This is a genomic window from Streptomyces sp. NPDC026538, assembly GCF_055567535.1.
Window position 1 is genome coordinate 719977 of sequence record NZ_JBVHQG010000004.1, and the last position, 20567, is coordinate 740543.

17 protein-coding genes and 1 pseudogene are annotated in these 20567 nt (G+C 72.4%); 10 read left to right on the top strand and 8 right to left on the bottom strand.

Translation table 11 applies throughout. The features are described from left to right. Nucleotide 1: 1 nt before the first annotated feature. Together ACZ4N4_RS20265 and ACZ4N4_RS20270 are read left to right on the top strand one after the other, a co-directional pair. Nucleotides 2–1144: an anhydro-N-acetylmuramic acid kinase gene (locus tag ACZ4N4_RS20265; RefSeq protein ID WP_467590521.1), complete on the top strand. Its 1143-nt coding sequence runs from the start codon at nucleotides 2–4 to the stop codon at nucleotides 1142–1144. Nucleotides 1145–1346: 202 nt separating this feature from the next. Then, nucleotides 1347–2402, top strand: coding sequence for a DUF2510 domain-containing protein (locus ACZ4N4_RS20270; RefSeq protein ID WP_467590524.1), 1056 nt, complete (start codon nucleotides 1347–1349; stop codon nucleotides 2400–2402). A 152-nt stretch (nucleotides 2403–2554) separates the two neighbouring features. Here the strand turns inward: ACZ4N4_RS20270 and ACZ4N4_RS20275 are convergent, their stop codons facing one another. Continuing rightward, entirely contained in the window at nucleotides 2555–3169 is a 615-nt protein-coding gene (locus ACZ4N4_RS20275; protein WP_453567688.1) for a TetR/AcrR family transcriptional regulator, read from the bottom strand. Between the two features lie 250 nt (nucleotides 3170–3419). Here ACZ4N4_RS20275 and ACZ4N4_RS20280 point away from each other — a divergent pair, with 250 nt between their 5' ends. Both ACZ4N4_RS20280 and ACZ4N4_RS20285 read left to right on the top strand, forming a co-directional pair. Next, nucleotides 3420–4253, top strand: coding sequence for a phosphatase PAP2 family protein (locus ACZ4N4_RS20280; RefSeq protein WP_467590527.1), 834 nt, complete (start codon nucleotides 3420–3422; stop codon nucleotides 4251–4253). Beyond that, nucleotides 4250–5209, top strand: coding sequence for a DMT family protein (locus ACZ4N4_RS20285; protein ID WP_450757526.1), 960 nt, complete (start codon nucleotides 4250–4252; stop codon nucleotides 5207–5209). The genes ACZ4N4_RS20280 and ACZ4N4_RS20285 overlap by 4 nt, the downstream gene beginning before the upstream one ends. 132 nt (nucleotides 5210–5341) lie before the next feature. On the opposite strand, the gene ACZ4N4_RS20290 is transcribed toward ACZ4N4_RS20285, so the two are convergent. The 4 genes from ACZ4N4_RS20290 to ACZ4N4_RS20305 all read right to left on the bottom strand — a co-directional run bounded on the left by ACZ4N4_RS20290 (nucleotide 5342) and on the right by ACZ4N4_RS20305 (nucleotide 9838). Beyond that, nucleotides 5342–5998, bottom strand: coding sequence for an LURP-one-related/scramblase family protein (locus tag ACZ4N4_RS20290; RefSeq protein ID WP_467590531.1), 657 nt, complete (start codon nucleotides 5996–5998; stop codon nucleotides 5342–5344). Between the two features lie 67 nt (nucleotides 5999–6065). Then, nucleotides 6066–8114, bottom strand: a complete 2049-nt coding sequence (locus ACZ4N4_RS20295; protein WP_453567682.1) for a phosphocholine-specific phospholipase C — start codon at nucleotides 8112–8114, stop codon at nucleotides 6066–6068. 199 nt (nucleotides 8115–8313) lie between these two features. Beyond that, entirely contained in the window at nucleotides 8314–8775 is a 462-nt protein-coding gene (locus ACZ4N4_RS20300; protein WP_453567680.1) for a hypothetical protein, read from the bottom strand. A gap of 127 nt (nucleotides 8776–8902) precedes the next feature. Then, complete coding sequence (locus ACZ4N4_RS20305) at nucleotides 8903–9838, bottom strand: hypothetical protein (RefSeq protein ID WP_467590535.1); 936 nt, start codon at nucleotides 9836–9838, stop codon at nucleotides 8903–8905. Nucleotides 9839–10233: 395 nt separating this feature from the next. On the opposite strand from ACZ4N4_RS20305, the gene ACZ4N4_RS20310 reads away from it, so the two are divergent. From ACZ4N4_RS20310 to ACZ4N4_RS20325, 4 genes are all read left to right on the top strand, one after another. Further along, nucleotides 10234–13275: an AfsR/SARP family transcriptional regulator gene (locus ACZ4N4_RS20310; protein ID WP_467590538.1), complete on the top strand. Its 3042-nt coding sequence runs from the start codon at nucleotides 10234–10236 to the stop codon at nucleotides 13273–13275. Between the two features lie 85 nt (nucleotides 13276–13360). Next, on the top strand, nucleotides 13361–14026 hold the full coding sequence (locus ACZ4N4_RS20315; RefSeq protein ID WP_467590541.1) for a M15 family metallopeptidase: 666 nt from the start codon (nucleotides 13361–13363) through the stop codon (nucleotides 14024–14026). A gap of 169 nt (nucleotides 14027–14195) precedes the next feature. After that, complete coding sequence (locus ACZ4N4_RS20320) at nucleotides 14196–14678, top strand: RNA polymerase sigma factor (protein WP_467590543.1); 483 nt, start codon at nucleotides 14196–14198, stop codon at nucleotides 14676–14678. Between the two features lie 103 nt (nucleotides 14679–14781). Beyond that, the gene (locus ACZ4N4_RS20325) at nucleotides 14782–15930 is read left to right on the top strand and encodes a C40 family peptidase (protein ID WP_467590546.1); all 1149 of its coding nucleotides are present in this window, start codon (nucleotides 14782–14784) and stop codon (nucleotides 15928–15930) included. 51 nt (nucleotides 15931–15981) lie between these two features. Here the strand turns inward: ACZ4N4_RS20325 and ACZ4N4_RS20330 are convergent, their stop codons facing one another. Beyond that, nucleotides 15982–16560 carry a PadR family transcriptional regulator gene (locus ACZ4N4_RS20330; RefSeq protein ID WP_467590549.1) on the bottom strand — a complete coding sequence of 193 codons (579 nt, stop codon included), beginning with the start codon at nucleotides 16558–16560 and terminating at the stop codon, nucleotides 15982–15984. A gap of 53 nt (nucleotides 16561–16613) precedes the next feature. Between ACZ4N4_RS20330 and ACZ4N4_RS20335 the strand changes: the two genes are divergently transcribed. Next, nucleotides 16614–17009 carry a nuclear transport factor 2 family protein gene (locus ACZ4N4_RS20335; RefSeq protein WP_467590552.1) on the top strand — a complete coding sequence of 132 codons (396 nt, stop codon included), beginning with the start codon at nucleotides 16614–16616 and terminating at the stop codon, nucleotides 17007–17009. Nucleotides 17010–17295: 286 nt separating this feature from the next. On the opposite strand, the gene ACZ4N4_RS20340 is transcribed toward ACZ4N4_RS20335, so the two are convergent. Further along, nucleotides 17296–18303, bottom strand: a complete 1008-nt coding sequence (locus tag ACZ4N4_RS20340; RefSeq protein WP_467590666.1) for a zinc-dependent alcohol dehydrogenase family protein — start codon at nucleotides 18301–18303, stop codon at nucleotides 17296–17298. A gap of 249 nt (nucleotides 18304–18552) precedes the next feature. Beyond that, nucleotides 18553–18618: pseudogene (locus tag ACZ4N4_RS20345) on the bottom strand (hypothetical protein); the annotation flags it as partial. Nucleotides 18619–19146: 528 nt separating this feature from the next. Here ACZ4N4_RS20345 and ACZ4N4_RS20350 point away from each other — a divergent pair. Then, entirely contained in the window at nucleotides 19147–20529 is a 1383-nt protein-coding gene (locus tag ACZ4N4_RS20350) for an MFS transporter (protein WP_467590554.1), read from the top strand. The last annotated feature ends 38 nt before the right edge of the window (nucleotides 20530–20567 follow it).

Sequence of the window (20567 nt, forward strand, 5' to 3'; positions counted from 1 at the left end):
GGTGCTGGTGATCGGTCTGATGTCCGGGACGTCGTACGACGCGGTCGACGCGGCGGCCGCCGAGCTGCGCCTGGCCGGTGACACGCTGCTGCTGAAGCCGCTGGGGCTGGTGAGCACGCCCTACGACGAGGAGTTGCGCGAGGCCCTCGCGGGCGCGCTGCCGCCGGCGGCCGTGCCGCTGGCGCGGGTGTGTCTGCTGGACACCCGGATCGGGCAGGCGTTCGCGGCGGCGGCCTGCCGGGCGAATCGTGAACTGTGCGGCGGACGGGCCGAGTTGGTGGCCTCGCACGGGCAGACCGTCTACCACTGGGTGGACGGCGGCCGGGTGCACGGAACACTGCAGCTCGGGCAGCCGGCCTGGATCGCGGAGGCGACGGGGCTGCCGGTGGTCGCCGACTTCCGGCCGCGGGACGTGGCCGCCGGTGGCCAGGGCGCGCCCCTGGTGAGCCTGGTCGACCTGCTGTGGCTGCGCGGCCGGCCGGGCACGCCGGTGGCGCTGAACATCGGGGGGATCGCCAACCTCACCGCGCCGGACGGCACGGCCTTCGACACCGGGCCGGGGTGCGCGCTGATGGACGCCGCGGCCCGGGAGTTCACCGGCGGGCGGCTGACGTACGACGTGGACGGGGCGCTGGCGGCGCGCGGCCGGCCGCATCGCCCCCTGCTGGACCGGCTGCTGGCGGACCCGTACTACGCGCTGCCCGCGCCCAAGACGACCGGCAAGGAGTTGTTCCACGCCGGGTACTGGCGGGCACCACAGGACCTGGCTGCCGAGGACGCGCTGGCGACGCTCACCGAGCTGACGGCCCGGACGGTGGCGGACGCGGTACGCGGCGTGGGAGCCACGGAGGTGATCGCCTCGGGCGGCGGCACCCGCAACCCGGTGCTGATGCGGCTGCTCCGCGCCCTGCTCCCGAAGACCCCCGTCCGCGCCTCGGACGAACTCGGGCTGCCCTCGGCGGCGAAGGAGGCGTACGCCTTCGCGGTCCTCGGTTTCCTCACCGCACACGGCCTGCCGGGCACCGCCCCGACCGCCACCGGCGCCCGCCACCCGAGCGTCCTGGGCTCCCTGACCCCGGGTCGGCACGGCCTGCGGCTGCCACCGCAGGCCCCGAACCCGCCGGTACGGCTGCGGATCGAGTGAGGTGCGACGGCCTGTCGCGGCGGGTCGGCCGCGGCTCACGGAATCCGAGGGCTCGGTACGGCGGCTCCGCCGCGGGACGAACGGAATCCTACGGCTCCTACGCGGCTCGGCTGCGGGTCGAGCGGAGTGCCTGGGGTCGGTTCATCCGAAAGTCGCCGGATCCTCTCATCCGACTTTCACCGACGCCTCATACGGTGGGGGCATGACGCAGGTGACTCCCCCCGGGTGGTACCCCGACCCCGGGCAGACAAGTGACGGTCCGGCCGCTGAGCGCTGGTGGGACGGCAAGGCGTGGACGGAGCAGACCCGCCCCGCCGGGTCGGGTGCCGACTGGGGTCCCCCGCCGCAATCGCCGGCCGCGGGGCCCTACCAGGCCTACCCGGCCTATCCGGGTCATCCGGGGTATCCGGCGCCGCCGGCCACCGGGAAGCGCGGGCTGCGCACCGGGGTGGCCGTCGGTGTCGCCGTGGCGGTCCTCGCCGCCATCGGGGTGGGCGCGTGGGCGCTCACCGGCAACGGCAGTGACAACGGCGGCGGCCAGGCCTCGCAGCAGGGCTCCGGCGGCCAGAGCGGCGGTTCCGGCCAGGGCGGCCCCGAGGGGCAGAACGGCGGGCAGGGCTTCCCCTTCGGCGGGTCGGGTGGTTCGGGGTCCGGCGGCGGCTCGGGCTCGGGCGGTTCCGACGGCGGCGCGTCGCCGTCGCCCGGCCAGTCCGAGGCTCCGAAGGTCCAGGGCGGCGGAACGGTGTCGGACTCCATCAACGCCATCGGCATCCCGGTGCCGAAGGGCTGGACCGGGCAGGCGATCAACGTCGGCGCCCAGATCACGTCCGACGACTCCTACAAATGCCCCGGCGACACCTCCCAGACCTGCACCGCCGGCGGCGCCTACTCGGCGCCCGCGCTGGTGCTGGGCACCAAGGGCGACACCGCCGAGGAGGTCGCCAAGGCGGACATCTCGGCCAACGCCACGGAGTCCTACGGCGGCAAGACCTACGGCTCGATCACCTCTCACGAGGTGCTGGCCTCCAAGGCCGTCACCGTGGCCGGGCAGAAGGGTTATCTGGTCCGCTGGAAGGCGGTGACCAGCAAGGGCGCCGATGGTTATGTCGAGTCGCTGGCCTTCCCGTCACCCTCCAACGCCCAGCAGATCGTGGTGGTCCGGTTCGGTGTCGACGTCGGTCAGAGCCAGTCCGTGATCGACACCATCACCAAGGGCATCAAGGTGTCCTCCGGCGGCGGCGACGGCCAGACCGTCTGACCCGCCCCGCCCCACAACGCCGATCGGCCGGGTGGAGCGCCCCTCCGCTCAAAGGGGAGCCCCACCCGGCCGGGGGGTGCGCGCCGCCCCCGTCCCCACGGTGCGGCGCGAGCAGGTCACCGTCCAGTCATCCCGTGGACGGCGGCCTGGGTCTAGGTCAGTCCGAGTGCGGGCAGCGCCACGGCCTCCACGAAACGGACGAGATAGTCGGCGTCGGCGTACTCGCCGGTGAGCACGGGCCGTACCCGCAGAACGCCGAACATCATGGCGGGCACGTAGTCCAGCGCGGGGTGGCCCTCGGGCACCTCGCCGCGCTCGACACCGCGGAGCAGGATCTCCTGGAGCGCGGCGATCTCGGGTTCGACGAGCGCCTCGCGCAGCGCCTGCGCCAGTTCCTCGTCCGAGTGCATCGCGTGCCCCAGCGCCTGGAGCAGCTTGGTGTCCTTGCGGGTCCAGGCGCCCGCGGCCCGCGCGACCTCGCGCAGGTCCTCGGCGAGTGACCCGGTGTCGACGCCGCCGAAGCGTACCTCGCGGCTGGCCCGCAGCGCGGCCGCGACGAACTGCGGCTTGGTCTTCCACTGCCGGTAGAGCGTGGACTTGCTGCACCGGGTGCTGGAGGCGACCCCTTCCATGGTCACGGAGTCGTAGCCGCATTCGCGGATCTGTTCGAGCACGGCATCGAAGAACTCCCGCTCACGCTCCGGCGTGATTTTGGAGCGGCGCGAGGCGGCGACCGTCTCCGGTCCGTCCGCGGCCTGCGACGTCATGTGCCCTGCTCCTCACTCGCGCATCACTTACGGATCACCTGGTCCCCGCCCCCCGTTCGGTCCGGGCGGAAACCTACAACCAGTGTGGCCTACGTCTATCGATACGCCACTGTACCGGTACACGGCCGTATCGGTACAGTGGCGTATCGGTACAGCCGCGTATCGGTACGCTGTCGTATCGATGAGTATCGGTGAGTTCGGGCCACCGCCCGGACTCGGCACAGCACCACCGTCAGTGAGGGGGCCTGGGATGAGATCCCAGTCCGAGTCGGCAGCAGCGGAGCCGGGGGAGATAGCCCGGCCACCGCTGGTCCGTGAGCTCCTGCTAGTCGCAGGGCTCTTCCTCGTCTACAAGTCCGGGCGGCAGCTGGCCACCGGCCACACCGCCGAGGCACTGCACAACGCCCACCGGATCTGGGACCTGGAACGGACGCTGCATCTGCCCTCGGAGATCGACGTGCAGTCCGCACTGCTGCACGGCGACACCCTCGTCCACCTGGCCAACACCTACTACGCCACGGTTCATTTCCCGGCCACGCTGGCCTTTCTGGTCTGGCTCTACGTGAAGCGGCCCGCGCACTACGTCTGGGCCCGCCGGGTCCTCGCCGTGGTCACCGCCGCCGCCCTGGTGCTCCCGTTCACGTTCCCGCTGGCACCGCCGCGGATGCTGGCCGCCACCGGCCTCGTCGACACGGGCCGGGTGTACGGACCCTCCGTCTACGGGCCGCCGGCCAGCGACCACCTCTCCAACCAGTTCGCGGCGATGCCCTCGCTGCACTTCGGCTGGGCCCTGATGGTGGCGATCGGCCTGATCGCCGCGACCCGCTCCCGGTGGCGTCTGCTGTGGCTGCTGCACCCGGCGATCACCCTGCTGGTGATCGTGGGCACCGCGAACCACTACTGGCTGGACGCGATCGTCGCCACCGCGATGCTCGGCACCGCCCTGGCCCTGATCCGCCCCCAGACTTCGTCCGGGGGGACCCCCACCTCGCTTCGCTCGCCGCACCGCACGGCCACCACGGCCGGACGGAGGACCCGCGGGTCCGTGTCCGAGGAGCCCGCGCTGGTAGGGGCGGGCCGATGAGCACCGCGACCCTGATCGCCGTCCTCCTCTCCCTGGTCTCGGCCGTCGCCTACGCGGCCGCCGCCGTCGCCCAGGAACGGCTCGCGTCGAAGACCGCCGGCGCCGGTCTGGTACGACTGCTCGGCTCCGGTGCCTGGTGGGCGGCGGTCGGCCTCAACGCGGGCGCCGCGCTCCTGCACGTCGTGGCTCTCAAGTACGGCCCGCTCACCCTCGTCCAGCCGCTGGGCGCGCTCACCCTGGTCGCGGCCGTGCCGATGGGGGCGCGGGTGGCCGGGCGCCGGGTCAGCGCGACGGAGTGGCGGGGCACGGCCCTGACTCTGCTGGGCCTCGGCGCCCTGCTGGTCACAGCCTCCGGCCCCGCACCCCATCGGGTGCTGAGCCTCACCGAAGCCCTCGCGGTGGCCGGTACGACCGCCGCCCTGATCGGCGCCCTGTCCCGCCCCGGCACCCGCCCGGGCCTCCGGCACGCCACCGCGTCCGGCTTCGCCTCGGGCGTCGCCTCGGCCCTCACCCAGACGGTGACGGTGGCGGCGACGGACCGCTCCGGCCCGGTGCTGAGCGTCCAGGTGATCGTGGTGGCGCTCCTGGTGGCCGCGTTCGCGGTGGGCGGCCTGCTGCTCTCCCAGACGGCCTACCGTGGCGGCCTGGGTGCCCCCCTCGCGGTGGTCACCCTGTCCAACCCGATGGCGGCGGCGGTCATCGGCCTGACCCTGCTGGGGCAGGGCCTGCAGGGCGGTGCGGCGGGCATCCTGCTCGCCCTGGCGGGCGCGGGGCTCGCCTCCTGGGGCGTGGTCCTGCTGACCCGGGTGACCCCGGCGACGCGGGTGGTCGAACTCGAACCGGACGAGGAACACCCGGTGGCCGCGGTGCTGGCCCTGGAGGAGGCGAGAGTGGCGGCGGAGCAGGCGCTGCTCCCCCGACAGAAGCCGGAGACCGAGCACCTCACGGCACTCTGAACAACGCCCGGACCCAAGCGCCCGTCAGGGGCGCGGGGAACGGCGCGACCAGCCACAGCACACCCGCAGCCGCCCGACGACCGTTCCAGCCCCCACAGGCCGCGTCAATCGGCCCTAGGCCGCAGACGACCCTCAGCCCAGTCCCCGAGAGTCCTGCTTCAGCGCCGTGTCCACGGTCAGCGCCGTCGCCACCACCAGGCTCCGCAGCGGCTCCGGCAACTGGTGGTGGATCTGCAGCACGTAGTTGTCGGCGGTCGTGAACATCGTCTTGGCAAGCCCCTCCCACGTCTTCGTGATCCGGGCCACCTCCGTGTCGGCGTGGTCGACGATCGCGAAGTTCCACGCGCGCCAGTTCTCCGCCTTGATCGCGCCGACCTTCTGGTCACCCACCATCATCGCGAAGTTGATCTTCCCGATCATGTTCTGCTGGACGATCTCACCGACCTGCGACCCGTCCGGGCGGGTCACGATCACCCGGGACTTGAAGATCTTCGCGGGCCGGGTCAGCACCAGCTGCGGCTGCCCGGACGCGTCGCGGATCTCCAGTCGGTGGGTCATGTACTGGTCGAGGCTGGAGACGAAGCGCAGGATCTTCTTCAGCGCGCTCTGGCCGACCTCGGCCACCGAGCCTATTTCCCGGCCGTGCTGGTCCATGACCTTGTACTCGTTGGCCAGCTCGATCAGCTTGGCCTTCTGGTTCACCACCAGGACCGGCTCGGTGAAGAGTGTCTGGGACGCACCGTGCGGATCGCGGTACGAGTCTGCGGGAGTGTTCGATTGCGTGGTCACCGGGGCACACTATCCCGATGTGACCGGTACCTGATCAGTTCCGCACGATGCGTCCCTCAGCCCCTTGTCACACGGTGCTGATCGCCGGGTCGCTGACCCCGGGCCGCCCGTTCTCCACATGCCCCGCGAACCGCCGCACAAAGGCCGCGTCGCCCTCGGAGGTGACCGTCAGGTCGTACCACTGGTCACTGTGGTTGAGGTGGGCGATGTGCTTGACGGTGGCCCCGGCGCGCACCGTGAACGTGCGGCCCCGGCCGCCGTACCCGTCCGCCACCTTCAGCTTCACCGTAGCGCTGCCCTTGTTGGTGAAGGTCAGCTCGATGTCGTCGCCGTGCGGCCGGGCGGTGACCTCGGGTCCCGCCACCTTGCCGGGTCCCTGGAAGCCGCGCAGGAAGCCGTTCGGGCCGTGCACGGTCAGGTCGTACGAGCCGCCCGAGTACACCGAGTTCCAGGTGTCGGAGACGGACTTGCCGGCCTCGGTGGTGTAGCTCCAGGGTCCGTCGGTGCGGTTGTTGGAGGTGACCAGGAAGGCGGCGCCGGCCTGCGCGCCCGAGGCGAAGGTCAGCGTGAGCTTGCCGGCCGCCGCGTCCAGCGAACCGTCCACCAGCGGGGCGTACTTGAGCGGCCGGGTGGGCCGCGAGCCGCGCTCCTGCTTGGGCAGCGCCGGGTTCGCGGGCGGGGTGGGCACGTAGTCGGGGTGGCGGTTGTTGTCCGGCGGCCGGTAGCCGTCGGTCGAGGGCAGCGCGACCGGCTTGGTGTCCTTGCGGGAGAAGTCGAACGCGGCGGTCAGGTCGCCGCTGACGGCGCGCCGCCAGGGCGAGATGTTCGGCTCGTGGACGCCGAAGCGGTTCTCCATGAACCGGATGACCGAGGTGTGGTCGAGCGTCTCGGAGCAGACGTAACCGCCCTTGCTCCACGGGGAGACGACGATCATCGGCACCCGCTGACCGAGGCCGTAGGCGCCGGCGGCGTGGCTCGCGTCGCCCTTGAAGAGGTCCAGGGCCGGGTCGACCGTGGACTTGCCCTGGGCGGCGGAGGCCGGCGGGAACGGCGGGACCACGTGGTCGAAGAAGCCGTCGTTCTCGTCGTACGTGATGAACAGGGCCGTCTTGGCCCACACCTCCGGGTCGGCGGTGAGCGCGTCGAGGACCTGGGAGATGTACCAGGCACCGTAGTTCGCGGGCCAGTTGGGGTGCTCGGTGAAGGCCTCGGGGGCCACCACCCAGGAGATCTGCGGCAGCTTGCCGGTCTTGACGTCGGCCTTCAGCCGGTCGAAGAAGCCCTCTCCCTTGGTGGCGTCGGTGCCGGTGCGGGCCTTGTCGTACAGCGGGTCGCCGGGCTGGGCGTTCTGGTACTGCTTGAAGTAGAGCAGCGAGTTGTCGCCGTAGTTGCCCCGGTAGGCGTCCTGGATCCAGCCCCAGCCGCCGGCCGCGTCCAGGCCGTCGCCGACGTCCTGGTAGATCTTCCAGGAGACACCCGCCTTCTCCAGGCGCTCGGGGTACGTCGTCCAGGAGTAGCCGGCCTCGTCGTTGCCGAGGACCGGGCCGCCGCCCTGGCCGTCGTTGCCCGTGTACCCCGTCCACAGGTAGTAGCGGTTCGGGTCGGTGGAGCCCATGAACGAGCAGTGGTAGGCGTCGCAGATGGTGAAGGCGTCGGCGAGCGCGTAGTGGAACGGTATGTCGTCCCGGTTCAGGTACGCCATGGTCGTGGAGCCCTTGGCCGGCACCCACTTGTCGTACTTGCCGTTGTTGACGGCGGTGTGCGTGTCGGCCCAGCCGTGCGGGAGGTCCTGGATGAAGGCGAGGCCCAGGTCGTCGGCGTCCGGGTGGAACGGCAGGATGTCCTTGGTGCCGTTCGACTGGCGCCACACCGACTTGTTGTCCTGGGTGACCGGGCGCGGGTCGCCGAAACCGCGGACGCCTCTGAGGGTGCCGAAGTAGTGGTCGAACGAACGGTTCTCCTGCATCAGGACGACGATGTGCTCGACGTCCTCGATGGAACCGGTGCGGTGGTTCGCGGGCAGCGCGGCGGCCCGCTGGATGCTGCTGGACAGCGCGGTGAACGCCGTGGTGGCGCCTGCGAGTTGGAGGAAACGGCGCCGGTTTACTTCGGTCATGGGTGTGCGACCTCTCATCCTGGCGTACGGGATGGCCGGAACAGGGCGGATTGTGCGCGGCTGCGAGTGTTCCAAGGGCATCGAACGTCAGGGAAGGGTCCGGTGGCGCGGATGTGAATCTCGGCGGTACGGGAGGTAGGTAGTCGGTAAGGAGGCGGGACCGGCCACGGCCCGGGACGGCCGTGGCCGGCGTGCCGCCTCAGCTGATGAAGGAGCCCGGGGCGCAGGCGCTGGACGCCACCCACACGTGGGACATGATGTTGTCGTTCATGTTCGCGCCGTTGGTGAAGGTGTCGCGGGTGAGGTTGTCCACGTACAGCTCGCCCGGCTTGAGGCAGCCGTACGCGGAGGACGGGTAGTTGGTCAGGTAGTAGAAGGCGACGACGTCCTTGCCGCCGACGAAGCCGCTGTTCATCACGGAGGAGGCGGCGTTGACGTCGCTGCCCTGGAAGGGACCGGCCGCGTCGCCCCAGTCGGGGTCGTTGCCCGGGGTGACGCCGAGCAGCTCGCCCTGGCAGTCCCCGTCTCGCCAGGCCCGCACGTTGCCGTCCCGGCCCGGCCACTTCGCGTTGCAGCCGGAGACCGCGTGGGCATTCGCCGGCACGGCGAGGCCGAGGGCCGCGAGGCCCAGGGTGGCGATGGCGAGGGTCAGTTTGCGCATGACGGATTCCGTTCTGCCTCGTCGTCGGAGGCGGTGGGTGTGGGTGAGGGCCGCGGCGGGGTGCCGCGGAGTTGGTGGGGCGCCCGGCGGTGTCGGGCGCGGGTGGGGACCGGCCCCGTCTGCCGGGTCAGGCGCGGGCGGGCACGAGCCGCTCGGCGCGTGCCAGCGCCCGCAGCCGCAGCTGCCGGTAGGCGTCCAGCTGGGCGCCGTACTTCCCGTTCAGCTGGGCCAGGTAGTGGGCCTCCCGGTCCTGGCCGACGGACTTGAGGGAGACCTGGCGGGCACAGGTGGCGTCGGCGACCGCGATCCGGGTCTCGGCGGCGAAGCCCCGGGCCTCCTCGGCCCGGCTCCGGACGGCGGGGTGCTCCCGGGTGGCCTGCCGCGCCGCGTCCGGGTCCGGGTAGGGGTGGCCGGCCCGCTTCATGCAGCTCGCCCAGTCCCGCACGGCGGCGGTGAACCGCCGGTCGTGCAGCAACTTGCCGACGTACAGCGGGCGCAGGTTGCTCGCGGTGGTGTCCAGCCGGAACCAGGTGGCCGCGTCGCCGTACAGCGTGTGCTCGGCCGCCGCGTCGCAGCCGCCGGACTGCTTGCTGACCGAGCCGCCGCCGGGGACCGCGGTACGCAGCAGCTCCGTCTTTCGTCCGCCGTCCAGCGCGGTGTCGTAGGCGGCCCTGCGGTCGGCCGAAAGGCCCTTGCGGTAGGCGATGTTGGGGTTGTGCAGCCGGGCGCGGTCCTCCTTGGCGGCGATCCGGCTGCCGTAGCCGTAGGTCCGGGCCCAGCGGACGTCGTCCTGGACGTAGCCGAGCGGCCGGCTCTCCGCCAGGGACAGGGAGCTGTCGGACCAGTAGCGGAAGCCGTGCCGGGCCATGCACTGGGTGATCAGGCGTTGTTCGGCGTCCGAGACCCGGAGGTCCTCGGCGTAGGTCAGCTCGCGCGCCTCGGCCGCGGCGACCGGTGCCGGGCCGCCGCCGGACTCCTGGGAGCAGCCGGTGAGGGCGAGCACGGCCACGGTGGCGACGGCGCTCAGGTACGCGACCTTGCGACGGAGGGCGGGGCGCTTCATCGGGCAACTCCCTGGGCTGCGGCGAACGGCTCGGTGCTTTCGGGCCGTTGACGGTGCCGGCGGGGCGTTCGTATGACATGCGACCGCGAGGAATTTCCGGCGCGACGGATTTCGTGGCCGATCCGGGGGCGCGGTCATACGAGAGCCGCCCGCCGACCGTCTGACGCACAGGGACCGCTGTGGCCAGCCACAGAAACCAGCCAACTGCGCCGATCGGGAGCCCTCTCCCCCGAGCCTTGTCGGCCCCGCCCCTGTTCGGCGTACCGGGCGTCGCGGAGGGCTCCGTACCACCGATCCGACAGCACGGATCCGGTCACGACGGCCCGGTCTTCGCCCTGCTCGGACGGCGCCCGCCGATATCGTTGTCGGCATCCGCCAGGAGCGATCGGGGACCGATGTTCGAAGTACGTCTGCTCGGCCCGGTGGAGGTCTGGGAAGGGGGCCGGCGGGCCCCGCTCGGCGGTTCCAGACCCCTGGCCGTCCTCGCCGCACTCGTCGTGCACCTGGGCGAGGTGATCTCCACCGAGCGCCTGGTGGACTTCGTCTGGGACGAGGAGGCGCCGGCCACCGCGGGCGCCCTGGTCGCGACCCATGTCTCCGCGGTACGCCGGGCGCTGTCCCGGGTCGGCAGCGCCGAGGTGATCCGCACCCGGCCCCCGGGCTATGTCGCCGACCTCGCCGCCGACCGGGTCGACGCCCGCCGTTTCGAGGACCTGCTGGCGGCCGGGCGGACCGCGGGGCGTCCGGAGGAGGCCGCCGAGGCGCTGGCCGAGGCGCTGGCGCTGTGGCGGGGCCAGGAGGCGCTGGAAGGCCTCGGCCAGTCGTTCGCCCGGATCGAGGCGGCCCGGCTCGGGGAGCTGCGGCTGGTGGCCCAGGAGGAGTCCTTCGGGCTGGCGCTGGAGCTGGGCCGCGCGGACGGCGCGATCGCGCCGCTGCTCGCCCATGTGGCCGCGCATCCGCTGCGGGAGCGGCCGCGCGGCCAGCTGATGACCGCCCTGTTCCGCACCGGCCGGGTCTCCGACGCGCTGCGCGTCTTCCAGGAGGGCCGTACGGTCCTCCGTGACGAGCTGGGCATCGACCCGGGCCCGCAGCTGCGCGCCGTTCACCAGGCCGTACTGAGCGGCGACACGGGCGTGTTGGGTACCGGAGCGCCGGCCCGCACGGTGCCCGCCTCTCGGAGTGCCGAGCCGGCGCCCTCCCATCTCCCGCCCGACATCGCCGACTTCGTCGGCCGCGGCGAACAGGTCGAGTGGGCCACCGAGCTGCTGCGGAGCGTCGGCGACCCCGGCCGGACCGCGCCACCGATCGGGGTGATCTCCGGACGCTCCGGCATGGGCAAGACCGCCCTCGCCGTGCACGTCGGCCACCGCACCGCCGAACTCTTCCCCGACGGCCGCCTGTTCGTGGACCTGAGGGCCGCCGACACCACCCCGCTTGAGCCCGCCGACGCCCTCGCCCGGCTGCTGCGCGCGATGGGGGTGGACCCGGACACGGTGTCCTCCGGCGTCGAGGAGCTCACCGGCCTGTACCGCACCCACATCGGGCACCGGCGGATGCTGATCGTCCTGGACAACGCGGCCGGTGAGGCGGACGTCCGGCCACTATTGCCGCCCGGCCCCGGCTCCGCGGTGCTGATCACCAGCCGCCGCCGACTGGTGGCCCTGGAGGGCGCCGCCCATCTGGACCTCGCCGTCCCGGACGAGGGCGAGGCCCTCGACCTGTTCCGCCGGGTGGCCGGCGAGGGACGGACGGGGGCGGAGCCGGAGCGGGCCGCCGAGATCGTCGCCCTGTGCGGACGCCTGCCGCTCGCGGTGCGCATCGCCGGGGCCCGGCTGGCCGCCCGCCCGCACTGGGCGCCCGCCCGGCTCGCCGGACGGCTGCGCGACGAACAGCGCCGGCTCAGCGAACTCAGCGCCGGGGACCTGGAGTTACGCACCAGCCTGGAACTCGGCTACGCCGACCTCGCGCCGCAGGAGCGCCGGGCTCTGCGCCGCCTGGCCCTGCTGGACCTGCCGGACTTCGCGGCCTGGATCGCCGCGCCGCTGCTCGGCATCGGGACCGAGGAGGCCGAGGAGGCCGTCGAGCGGCTGGTGGACTGCCACTTCATCGATGTGATCGGCGTGGACGGCACCGGCCTGGCCCGCTACCGCATCCATGACCTCGCGCGCGAACACGCCCGCGAGCGCTGTCTCTCCGAGGAGAGCGCCGAGGAGCGCGCCGGCGCGGTGCTGCGCCTGGTCGGCTGCTGGCTGGACCTGGCCCGGAAGGCGGCCGCCCGCGGTCCCGGCGGTGCGGTACGGCACTTCCCGGAGCCGGCCGCCGTACGCCCGCTCGACCCGGAGACCGAGGAGGCGCTGCTCGCCCGGCCCGCGGCCTGGTTCGCCGCCGAGCAGGCCGGGCTGCTGGCCGCCGTGACGCACTGCGCCGACCACGGCATGGCGCGCGCCGCCCGGGATCTCGCCGGGGCGCTGATAGCGAGTTCGGCGGCGCTGTACAACCAGTTCGACGCGTGGTCCCGCTCGCACACCGCGGCGATGGCGGCGGTGCGCCGCGGCGGAGACGTCGAGGGCGAGGCCTGGCTGCTGGCCGGGCTCGGCCAACTCCGTTACGAACAGGACCGGTTCGAGGAGTCGTACGCCTACTTCGCGGACGCGCTGCGGCTGTTCGAGGAGCGCTCGGCCGAGGGATCGGCGGTGGCACTGGCCGGGATGGGCACCGTCCGCCGCGAACAGGCCCGTTACGCCGAGGCGTTGGAACTGCTGGAGACCGCGCTGGAGCGCTACGGCGACGACGGCGACGTGGGTCCCCGGGCACGGGTGCTGTACGGCATCGGGTACGTGCACCGCGAGCAGGGCCGCGGCACCCCGGCCCGGGAGGCGCTGACCCGCGCCCTCGACCTCTACCGGGCCGCCGCGGACCTGCACGGCGAGGGACTCACCCTGCGCTCACTGGCGCTGTGCGACCGGGCCGACGGCCGGTACCCGGAGGCCGAACGGCTGCTGCACGACGCTTTGCGGATCTTCACGGACCTGCACGACACCTTCGGCGCGATGTACACCGAACAGTCCCTGGCCAAGGTGGAGTTGCGCACCGGCCGTACGGAGGAGGCGCGGCGGCGGCTGGTGCGCTGCCTGGCGGTGGCCCGGGAGCGGCAGGACCGGTTCGGCGAGGCTTTGGTGCTGCGCACGCTCGGGGAGGTGCGGCTGGCGGCCGGGGACACCGACGGCGCCCGGGAGCCGCTGGAGCGGGCGGCGGCCCTATGGGCGGAGCTGGGGCTGTCGCTGTGGCGGGCGCGGACGGTCTGGGACCTGGCCGAGGTGTGGGCGGCGGACGGCGACCCGGAGACCGCGCGGGCGGCCCGGGCCGAGGCGCTGGCGGTGTTCCGGTCGGTGGGCGGACGGGAGGCCCGGGAGCGCGGGGACGACGAGCCGTCGTGACCGGATCGGGGCTGTAGAAGCCCTGGTGACACGCTTGCAGGGAACCTGCAGGGCAATTGCAGGGGCACCGGGCACTGTTGTCTGCGTGACGGACATCATCACGCTCTCCGACTCCCGGGTCGCGGCGGTCGTCGAGCAGGACTGCGGTGAACCGCTGGTCGATCTGCGCGGGACTCCCGGCCTGCTGGTCGACTCCCGCCAGGCCGACACGGACGGCAGTTACGCGCACCTGCGCTCCGGGGCGCTCGGCCGGCTCCTGGACGCGCAGTCGCTGCTGCCCCCCGGGATCAGGTTCCTGGTGGTGGAGGGTTACCGGCCGCCCGATCTGCAGCGCCGCTACTTCGAGCAGTACGCGGCGACGCTGCGCGCGGCCCATCCCGACGCCCTGCCGGACCGGATCCGCGAGCTGGCCAGCGCCTACATCTCCCCGCCGGAGGTGGCTCCCCATGTCAGCGGCGGGGCGGTGGACCTGACCCTGTGCACCGCGGACGGCACCGAGCTGCCGCTGGGCACGGTGGTCAACGCCACCCCGGAGGAGAGTGCGGGCGCCTGCCGTACCGGGGCCGCGAACATCGGCGCCGAGGCGCGTGCCAACCGGACGCTGATGGCACGGGCACTGGGCACGGCCGGCTTCGTCAACTACCCCACGGAGTGGTGGCACTGGTCCTACGGCGACCGGTACTGGGCCCTGCTGAGCGGCGCGCCGGCCGCCCGCTACGGACCCGCCGCCAGCTCCGTCCGGGCCGTCTGACCAGCGGACCGAACCTTCTCCTCTCACGCACCACGAAGACCACGAAGCACACGAACGACGGGGGACGACCATGGAAGGCCACGGCGGCACATGTACGCAGGCCCCGCGCAAAGCCGTACCGAGCCCGCGCGAAGCCGTGCGGGGAGCGGACGAGGTGGGTCAAGTACCCATGAGTCCAAAGGACTTCGACGCCTCCTTCACCGCCGACATGCCCAGACTGCGCAGACGGCTGCTGGCTCTGACCGGCAATCCGCACGACGCCGACGACCTGTTGCAGGAGACCTATCTGCGGCTGTCCCGGCGGGCCCGCGCCCGGAACCTGACGCACCAGCAGCATCCGTACGCCTACACCTGCACGGTCGCGCTGAACCTGTTGCGCGACTCCTGGCTGCACCCCTCCCGCCGTGAGCGCACCACCGACCGGCTGCCCGAGGCGGGCTGGGACGGCGGGCTCGCCTCGTACGAGGCCTCGGCCACCGCCCTCGCGCTGCTGAGCGTGCTCTCGCCGAAGGAGGCGGCCGCGGTGATCCTCGTCGATCTGGAGGGTCTCACCCACGACACGGCCGGGGAACGGCTCGGCGCCCATCGTGGCACCGTCCAGCGCAACCGGATGCGGGCGCTGGCCAAGATGCGTGCCGCGCTGGCCGGTTGAGCACCGGGGGCCGCGTCCCGACGGGGGTGGGACGCGGCCCGGCAGGTCACCGGACCCCCGTACACCTCCGTACACGGCTCCACGTCGACTAAGGATGTACACCTTGAGACTCGCCGAACTCACCACGCCGGGCCGGTCGACCGCCGCCGCGGCCGCGATCGCACTGATCGCCTTCCTCCCCGCCACCGCCCACGCGGCCGCCCCGCGCGCCGCCCAGGACGCGACCTGCGGGGTGCTGGTCTCCGGCGCCTCGGCCACCGCGCAGGCCGCGGTCGGCGCGGCCTGCTCGCAGATCGGTGTCTGGTACAGCTGGGGCGGCGGGCACGGCGCCACCCCCGGGGCCACGTACGGCTACTACGACGGCTCCGACCCCGACAGCCTGCACGACAACGAGCGCAAGGGTTTCGACTGTTCGGGCCTGATGCGGTACGCCTACTACCGGGCGACCGGCCGCGACCTGCTCAACGGCACCGCCGACGACCAGTACCACAGCTCGCAGGCCACGGCCCGCTTCTCGGCCTCCCAGGGCACCGCTCCCCTGGTCCCCGGTGACCTGATGTTCTGGGGCAGCGGGCACATCCACCACGTCGCCATGTACCTGGGCGCCGGGCAGATGGTCGAGGCGTACGAGTCCGGCACCCACATCCGGGTCGCCCCGGTGCGCACGGGCGGCGACTACGCCGGCGCGATCCGCATCAACCCGTCGGGCACGCCGGTGCCACCGCCGGCCAACGGCGGTACGACGTTCGAGACCTGGGGCACGGGGGTGCGCACGCACTCCACGCCGAGCGTGCGCTCCTCCGTCGTGGACACCTTCGCCGGGCCGACCCAGGTCTCGGTGCAGTGCCAGGAGCACGCGGAGACGGTGACCGCCGAGGGCTACACCAACGACATCTGGTCCAAGCTGGCCGACGGCGCGTGGATGACCAACATCTACATCAAGGGCCCGGCCGAGCTGCCCGGCATCCCGGACTGCGGCGGCGACAGCGCGCCGCCGCCGAGCGGGGGCAGCACGGCGTTCCAGACCTGGGGCACGGGCGTGCGCACGCACAGCGAGCCCCATGTGAACGCCGGCGTCGTCGACTACTTCCCGCAGCCCACCACGGTCAACGTGGTCTGCCAGTCCCACGCCCAGACGGTCACGGCCGAGGGCTACACCAACGACGCCTGGTCCAAGCTGACCAACGGCGCGTGGATGACCAACATCTACATCAAGGGCCCGGCGTGGCTGCCGGGGGTTGCCACCTGCTGACCCGAGCCCGGCTGCGGGGCGCCCGACGAGTCGGGCGCCCCGTCCGTGTCTCTAATCACTTTGTTGAGCATGAACGGCCGCCCGCTCCGCGAGTCTGCGCAGCGCCAGCTCGCCCCAGCGCAGGTTCTCCCGCTCGAAGGACATCCCGCGCAGCAGGGTGAGGTACGGGCCGATGCGCTCGGCCTCCGCGAAGTAGGCCTCCTCCGAGCGCCCGGCGAGCAGGCGCCGCCGGATCCGTTCGTAGCGGGCCAGTTTGGCGGTGGCCCAGTCCATTCGCTCGGCGACGGCGGCGCGGACCGCCTGGATGTCGCCGGCGTCCGCGCACTGCACCTTGACCAGCAGTTCGTCGCGGACCACCGCGGGCCGGGCCGGGGGCTCGGCGGTGTACGCGCGCACCGCCTCGCGACCCGCCGCCGTCAGTGAGAACAGCCGCTTGTTGGGCCGGCGTTCCTGCTCGACGACGCGTGCGGTGACCAGTTCCTCGGCCTCCATGCGGTCCAGTTCGCGGTAGAGCTGCTGGGGCGTGGCCGTCCAGAAGTTGGCGACCGTCGCGTCGAATCCCTTCGCGAGGTCGTACCCGGAGGCCTCGCCCTCCAAGAGGGCGGCCATCAGCGCGTTCCGCAGAGCCATGGGTGCACGCTAGCATGCACCTACTCAATTTTTTGACTAGGTGAGGTGGACCCATGCATCCCTTCCGCAAGGCCGTCGAGAACGACGACCTGGACGCCGTGGCCGCCCTGCTGGCCGACGACGTCGTCTTCACCAGCCCGGTCGCCTTCAAGCCGTACGCGGGCAAGGCGATCACCGCGGCGATCCTGCGCGCGGTGTCCCAGGTCTTCGAGGACTTCACCTACGTGCGGGAGATGGCGAGCCCCGACGGCCGGGACCACGCCCTCGTCTTCACGGCGACGGTGGCCGGCAAGGAGCTCCAGGGCTGCGACTTCCTGCACGTCGACGAGAACGGGAGGATCGACGACCTCGCGGTGATGGTGCGCCCGCTCTCCGCCGCCCACGCACTGGCCGAGGCCATGAACGCCCGGTTCGAGGCGATCGCCGAGGAGGCCGCCGCCGCGCGGTGACCCGGGCCTGAGCACCGGTCCCGGCTTCCGCCGTCGCCCGATCGAGGGGCTGGTGGGAGCCGGGCGCGCCGGGGGAACCGTGGCCGCGGCCATGGGGCCCTCCCTGTCGGGCTGTTGAGCCGACACCCGCACAGGAACGCCGGCCGGCCGACCGCCCGTCGCGGGGCAGCGGGCGGCGGTGGCATTCGGTTTCCCGGGGGTCGTCCGGCACACGGAGTCCGCGCGGCCGCATTCCGTCACCACGGCGGACTGCGTCCCCCAGACCCGCTGCGACGACACGTCCGGTTCACGCCGTCGCGTCGTCGTGGGTGACGGTGACGACGATCTTGCCGACATGGCCGTTGGCCGCCATGTAACGGTGGGCCTCGACGATGTCCGCGAGGTCGAAGGTGCGGTCCACGACCGGGGTGAAGGAGCCCGAGGTGAGGCCCGCGTTGACGAACGCGACCGCGCGGCGCAGGCGCTCGGGGTTCGTGGTGATCTCGAAGAGGGTGTAGGTGCTGCTGTTCAGCGCCGGGTAGGACTGTGCGTTGGGCAGCGGGGTGGGGCGCGGGTCGAGCGCGCCGTAGACGACCAGGAAACCGTCGGGGGCGATGCCCTGGGCGATGGTCTCGACGCCGGGGCCGGCGATCGGGTCGAAGGCCAGGCGGACACCCTCGCCGTCGGTGATCTCCTTGATCCGGGCGGGCAGGTCCTCGTCGTCGGTGACGATCACGTGGGCCGCGCCGGCGTCCAGGAGGCGCTGCTTCTTGCCGGGGCCGCGCGTGGTGACGATCGGGATCGCGCCGATGTGGCGGGCGACCTGGATGGCGGCCAGGCCGACACTGCTGGAGGCCGCCGTGATGAGGACGTGGTCCCCGGGGCGCACCCGGCCGCTCTCGGCCAGCGGGCCGTAGGCGGTGATGTAGGCCATCCACACGGCCGCCGCCCGGGCGGGCTCGACGTCCGCCGGGCGAGGCACCACGGCCGAGGCCGGGACGACGACGTGGTCGCCGTAGGTGCCGTACTCGCTCTGCAGAAACGCCGGCACGACCGCGACCGGGTCGCCCTCGGCGAAACCGTCCACGCCCTCGCCGACGGCCTCGACCACGCCCGCGGCCTCATAGCCGAGTGAGGACGGGAAGCGCGGCTGGTCGAAGTAACTGCCTTCGCGGAACATGATCTCGGCCCGGTTGAGGCCGATCGCGTCGACGCGGATCCGTAGTTCCGCCGCGCCGGGAGCACCCACTTCGACGTCGCGGAGGGTCAGGACCTCGGGGCCGCCGAGCCGGTCGAACTGTACGAGTCTTGCCATGGCGCATCCGTCCTGGGGGCGGGAGTGGGGGAAGTGCACCGAACCTGTCCGGGTGCCGACATTCACCCTGCCCCAATGTTTGATGGTCGTCAAATCTTGATGGCTGTCGAAATAAGCGTTCACCGGAGCGTCCCGCATGGCGGGCTCTTCAGCGGGTGCCGGCGGTGCGCTCCGCGGGGCCGGGCAGCCGCAGGATCCGCGGGCGAGCAGTTCCGCGGGCGGCACGTCCCGGCCGGGCGGCAGGTCCGGGTCCCGCAGCAGGCCGGTGAGCCGCACCATCGCGGTACGGGCCAGCTGTTCGACGGGCTGGCGCATCGTCGACAGGCTCGGGGAGCTGTACGCGCCGCCCGTGGTGCACCAGCAGGGTGTATCCGGCTGCCCAGGCCTGGTCCTCCAGCGAGGTGGCCAGCTCCGCGAAGAACGGGTTGGCCAGGTCCGGGATGACCATGCCGAGCGTCATCGTGTGGCTCAGGCGCAGGGCGCGGGCCGCGCTCTTGGGACGGCAGCCGAGCTCGCGCACCGCCGCGAGGACGCGTTGCCGCGTCTTCGAATCCCACGCCAAGAGGGTAGACGAGGCGAGCAATGTTGGTCAGAATCCTGACGCGGAGCAAATAACTGCCCGACTTCTGGCGACCGGCCACCGGACACCGGCGGCCGTACCGGGAGACGGCCGGACACGGCTGCCGACCAGCCGGACCGGCCGCGGCCCGGACATCACCGGGCGCATCTCGTTGCCACTTTCTGCGAGCGCCCCGTGCCGGACGGGCATCCCCGTCATCCACCACAGCGGACACACCCCGTTTCAGGGCGACGCACCTCAGCGACAGCAAGGGAGCTCACGACATGCAGGCCGCTTCTCCACACCGAACAACGCAGGATCCCTCGCAGTTGCGCCGGGCGGTGACCTCCAGCTTCCTGGGGAGCGTCATCGAGTACTACGACTTCCTCCTGTACTCCACCGCGTCGGCCGTGGTCTTCGCCGACGTGTTCTTCTCCGACCTCAGCCCCGTGGCCGGTACCCTCGCCAGCTTCACCACCTTCGCCACCGGCTACCTGGCCCGGCCGCTGGGCGGGATCATCTTCGGGCACTTCGGGGACCGGCTCGGCCGCAAGCGGATGCTCGTGGTGACGATGTCCCTCATGGGCGTCGCCAGCTTCCTCATCGGCGTCCTGCCCACGTACGGCCAGGCCGGCACGCTGGCACCGGTCCTGCTGCTGGTCCTGCGGATCGTCCAGGGAGTGGCGGTGGGCGGTGAGTGGGGCGGTGCGGTACTTCTCTCGGCCGAACACGCCACCGGACGGCGAGGGTTGTGGGCGAGTTTCACCAACGCCGGGGCCCCGTGCGGCATGGCGCTCTCCACGGTCGTCCTGTCCGCGACGTCGGGCACCGTCGGCGAGCAGGCCTTCCTCTCCTGGGGCTGGCGCATTCCCTTCCTGCTGAGCCTGGTCCTGCTGGCCGTCGGCCTGTTCGTCCGGATGCGCGTCACCGAAACGCCGGTGTTCGCCGAGGCGGAGGAGAAGAAGGAGCAGGAGTCGACGCCGCGCCGGTCCCTCCCCCTGTGGGACGTGCTCCGGCACCACCCCCGGGTGCTGCTGCTGGGCATCGGCGTCGGCCTGTCGGCGTTCGTCTTCCAGGGCACCGTGACGACGTACATCATCTCGTACGCGGTACAGGGCGGCTTCGCACGGCAGACGGTGCTCAACAGCCTGGCGGTGTCCTCCGCGCTGGCGATGTTCGGCATCATCGGCTGGTCGGCGCTGTCCGACCGCGTGGGACGGCGTCCGGTGGTCATGGCGGGCGCGCTCGCGGTGGGCGCCTACTCCTTCGCGCTGTTCCCCCTCGTCGACACCGGCAGCACGGCGCTGCTCGTACTGGCGCTCGTGGTCGGGCAGTCGCTGGTGCACCCGATGATGTACGGCCCGCTCGCCGCGCTCTACACGGAACTGTTCTCCACCCGCAGCCGCTACACCGGCGCTTCCCTCGGCTACCAGATCGCCGGCCTGGGAGCGGGCTTCGCCCCACTGATCTTCACCGAGGTGCGGGCCGACACCGGTGACGGGGCGATGCTCCTCATCTCCGCGATCATCGCCGCGTTCTGCCTGGGAACGGTGGTGTGCCTCGCCCTGCTCGGCGAGACCAGCCGCACCGATCTCACCGGCATGTCCACAGACTCCTCGACTCCGTTGCCCGTCAACGGCCAGGCGGAGGCCGCACCGACTTCGTGAGCCGCCGCCGACGCCTGATCGGGGGCCGGCCCACGGTC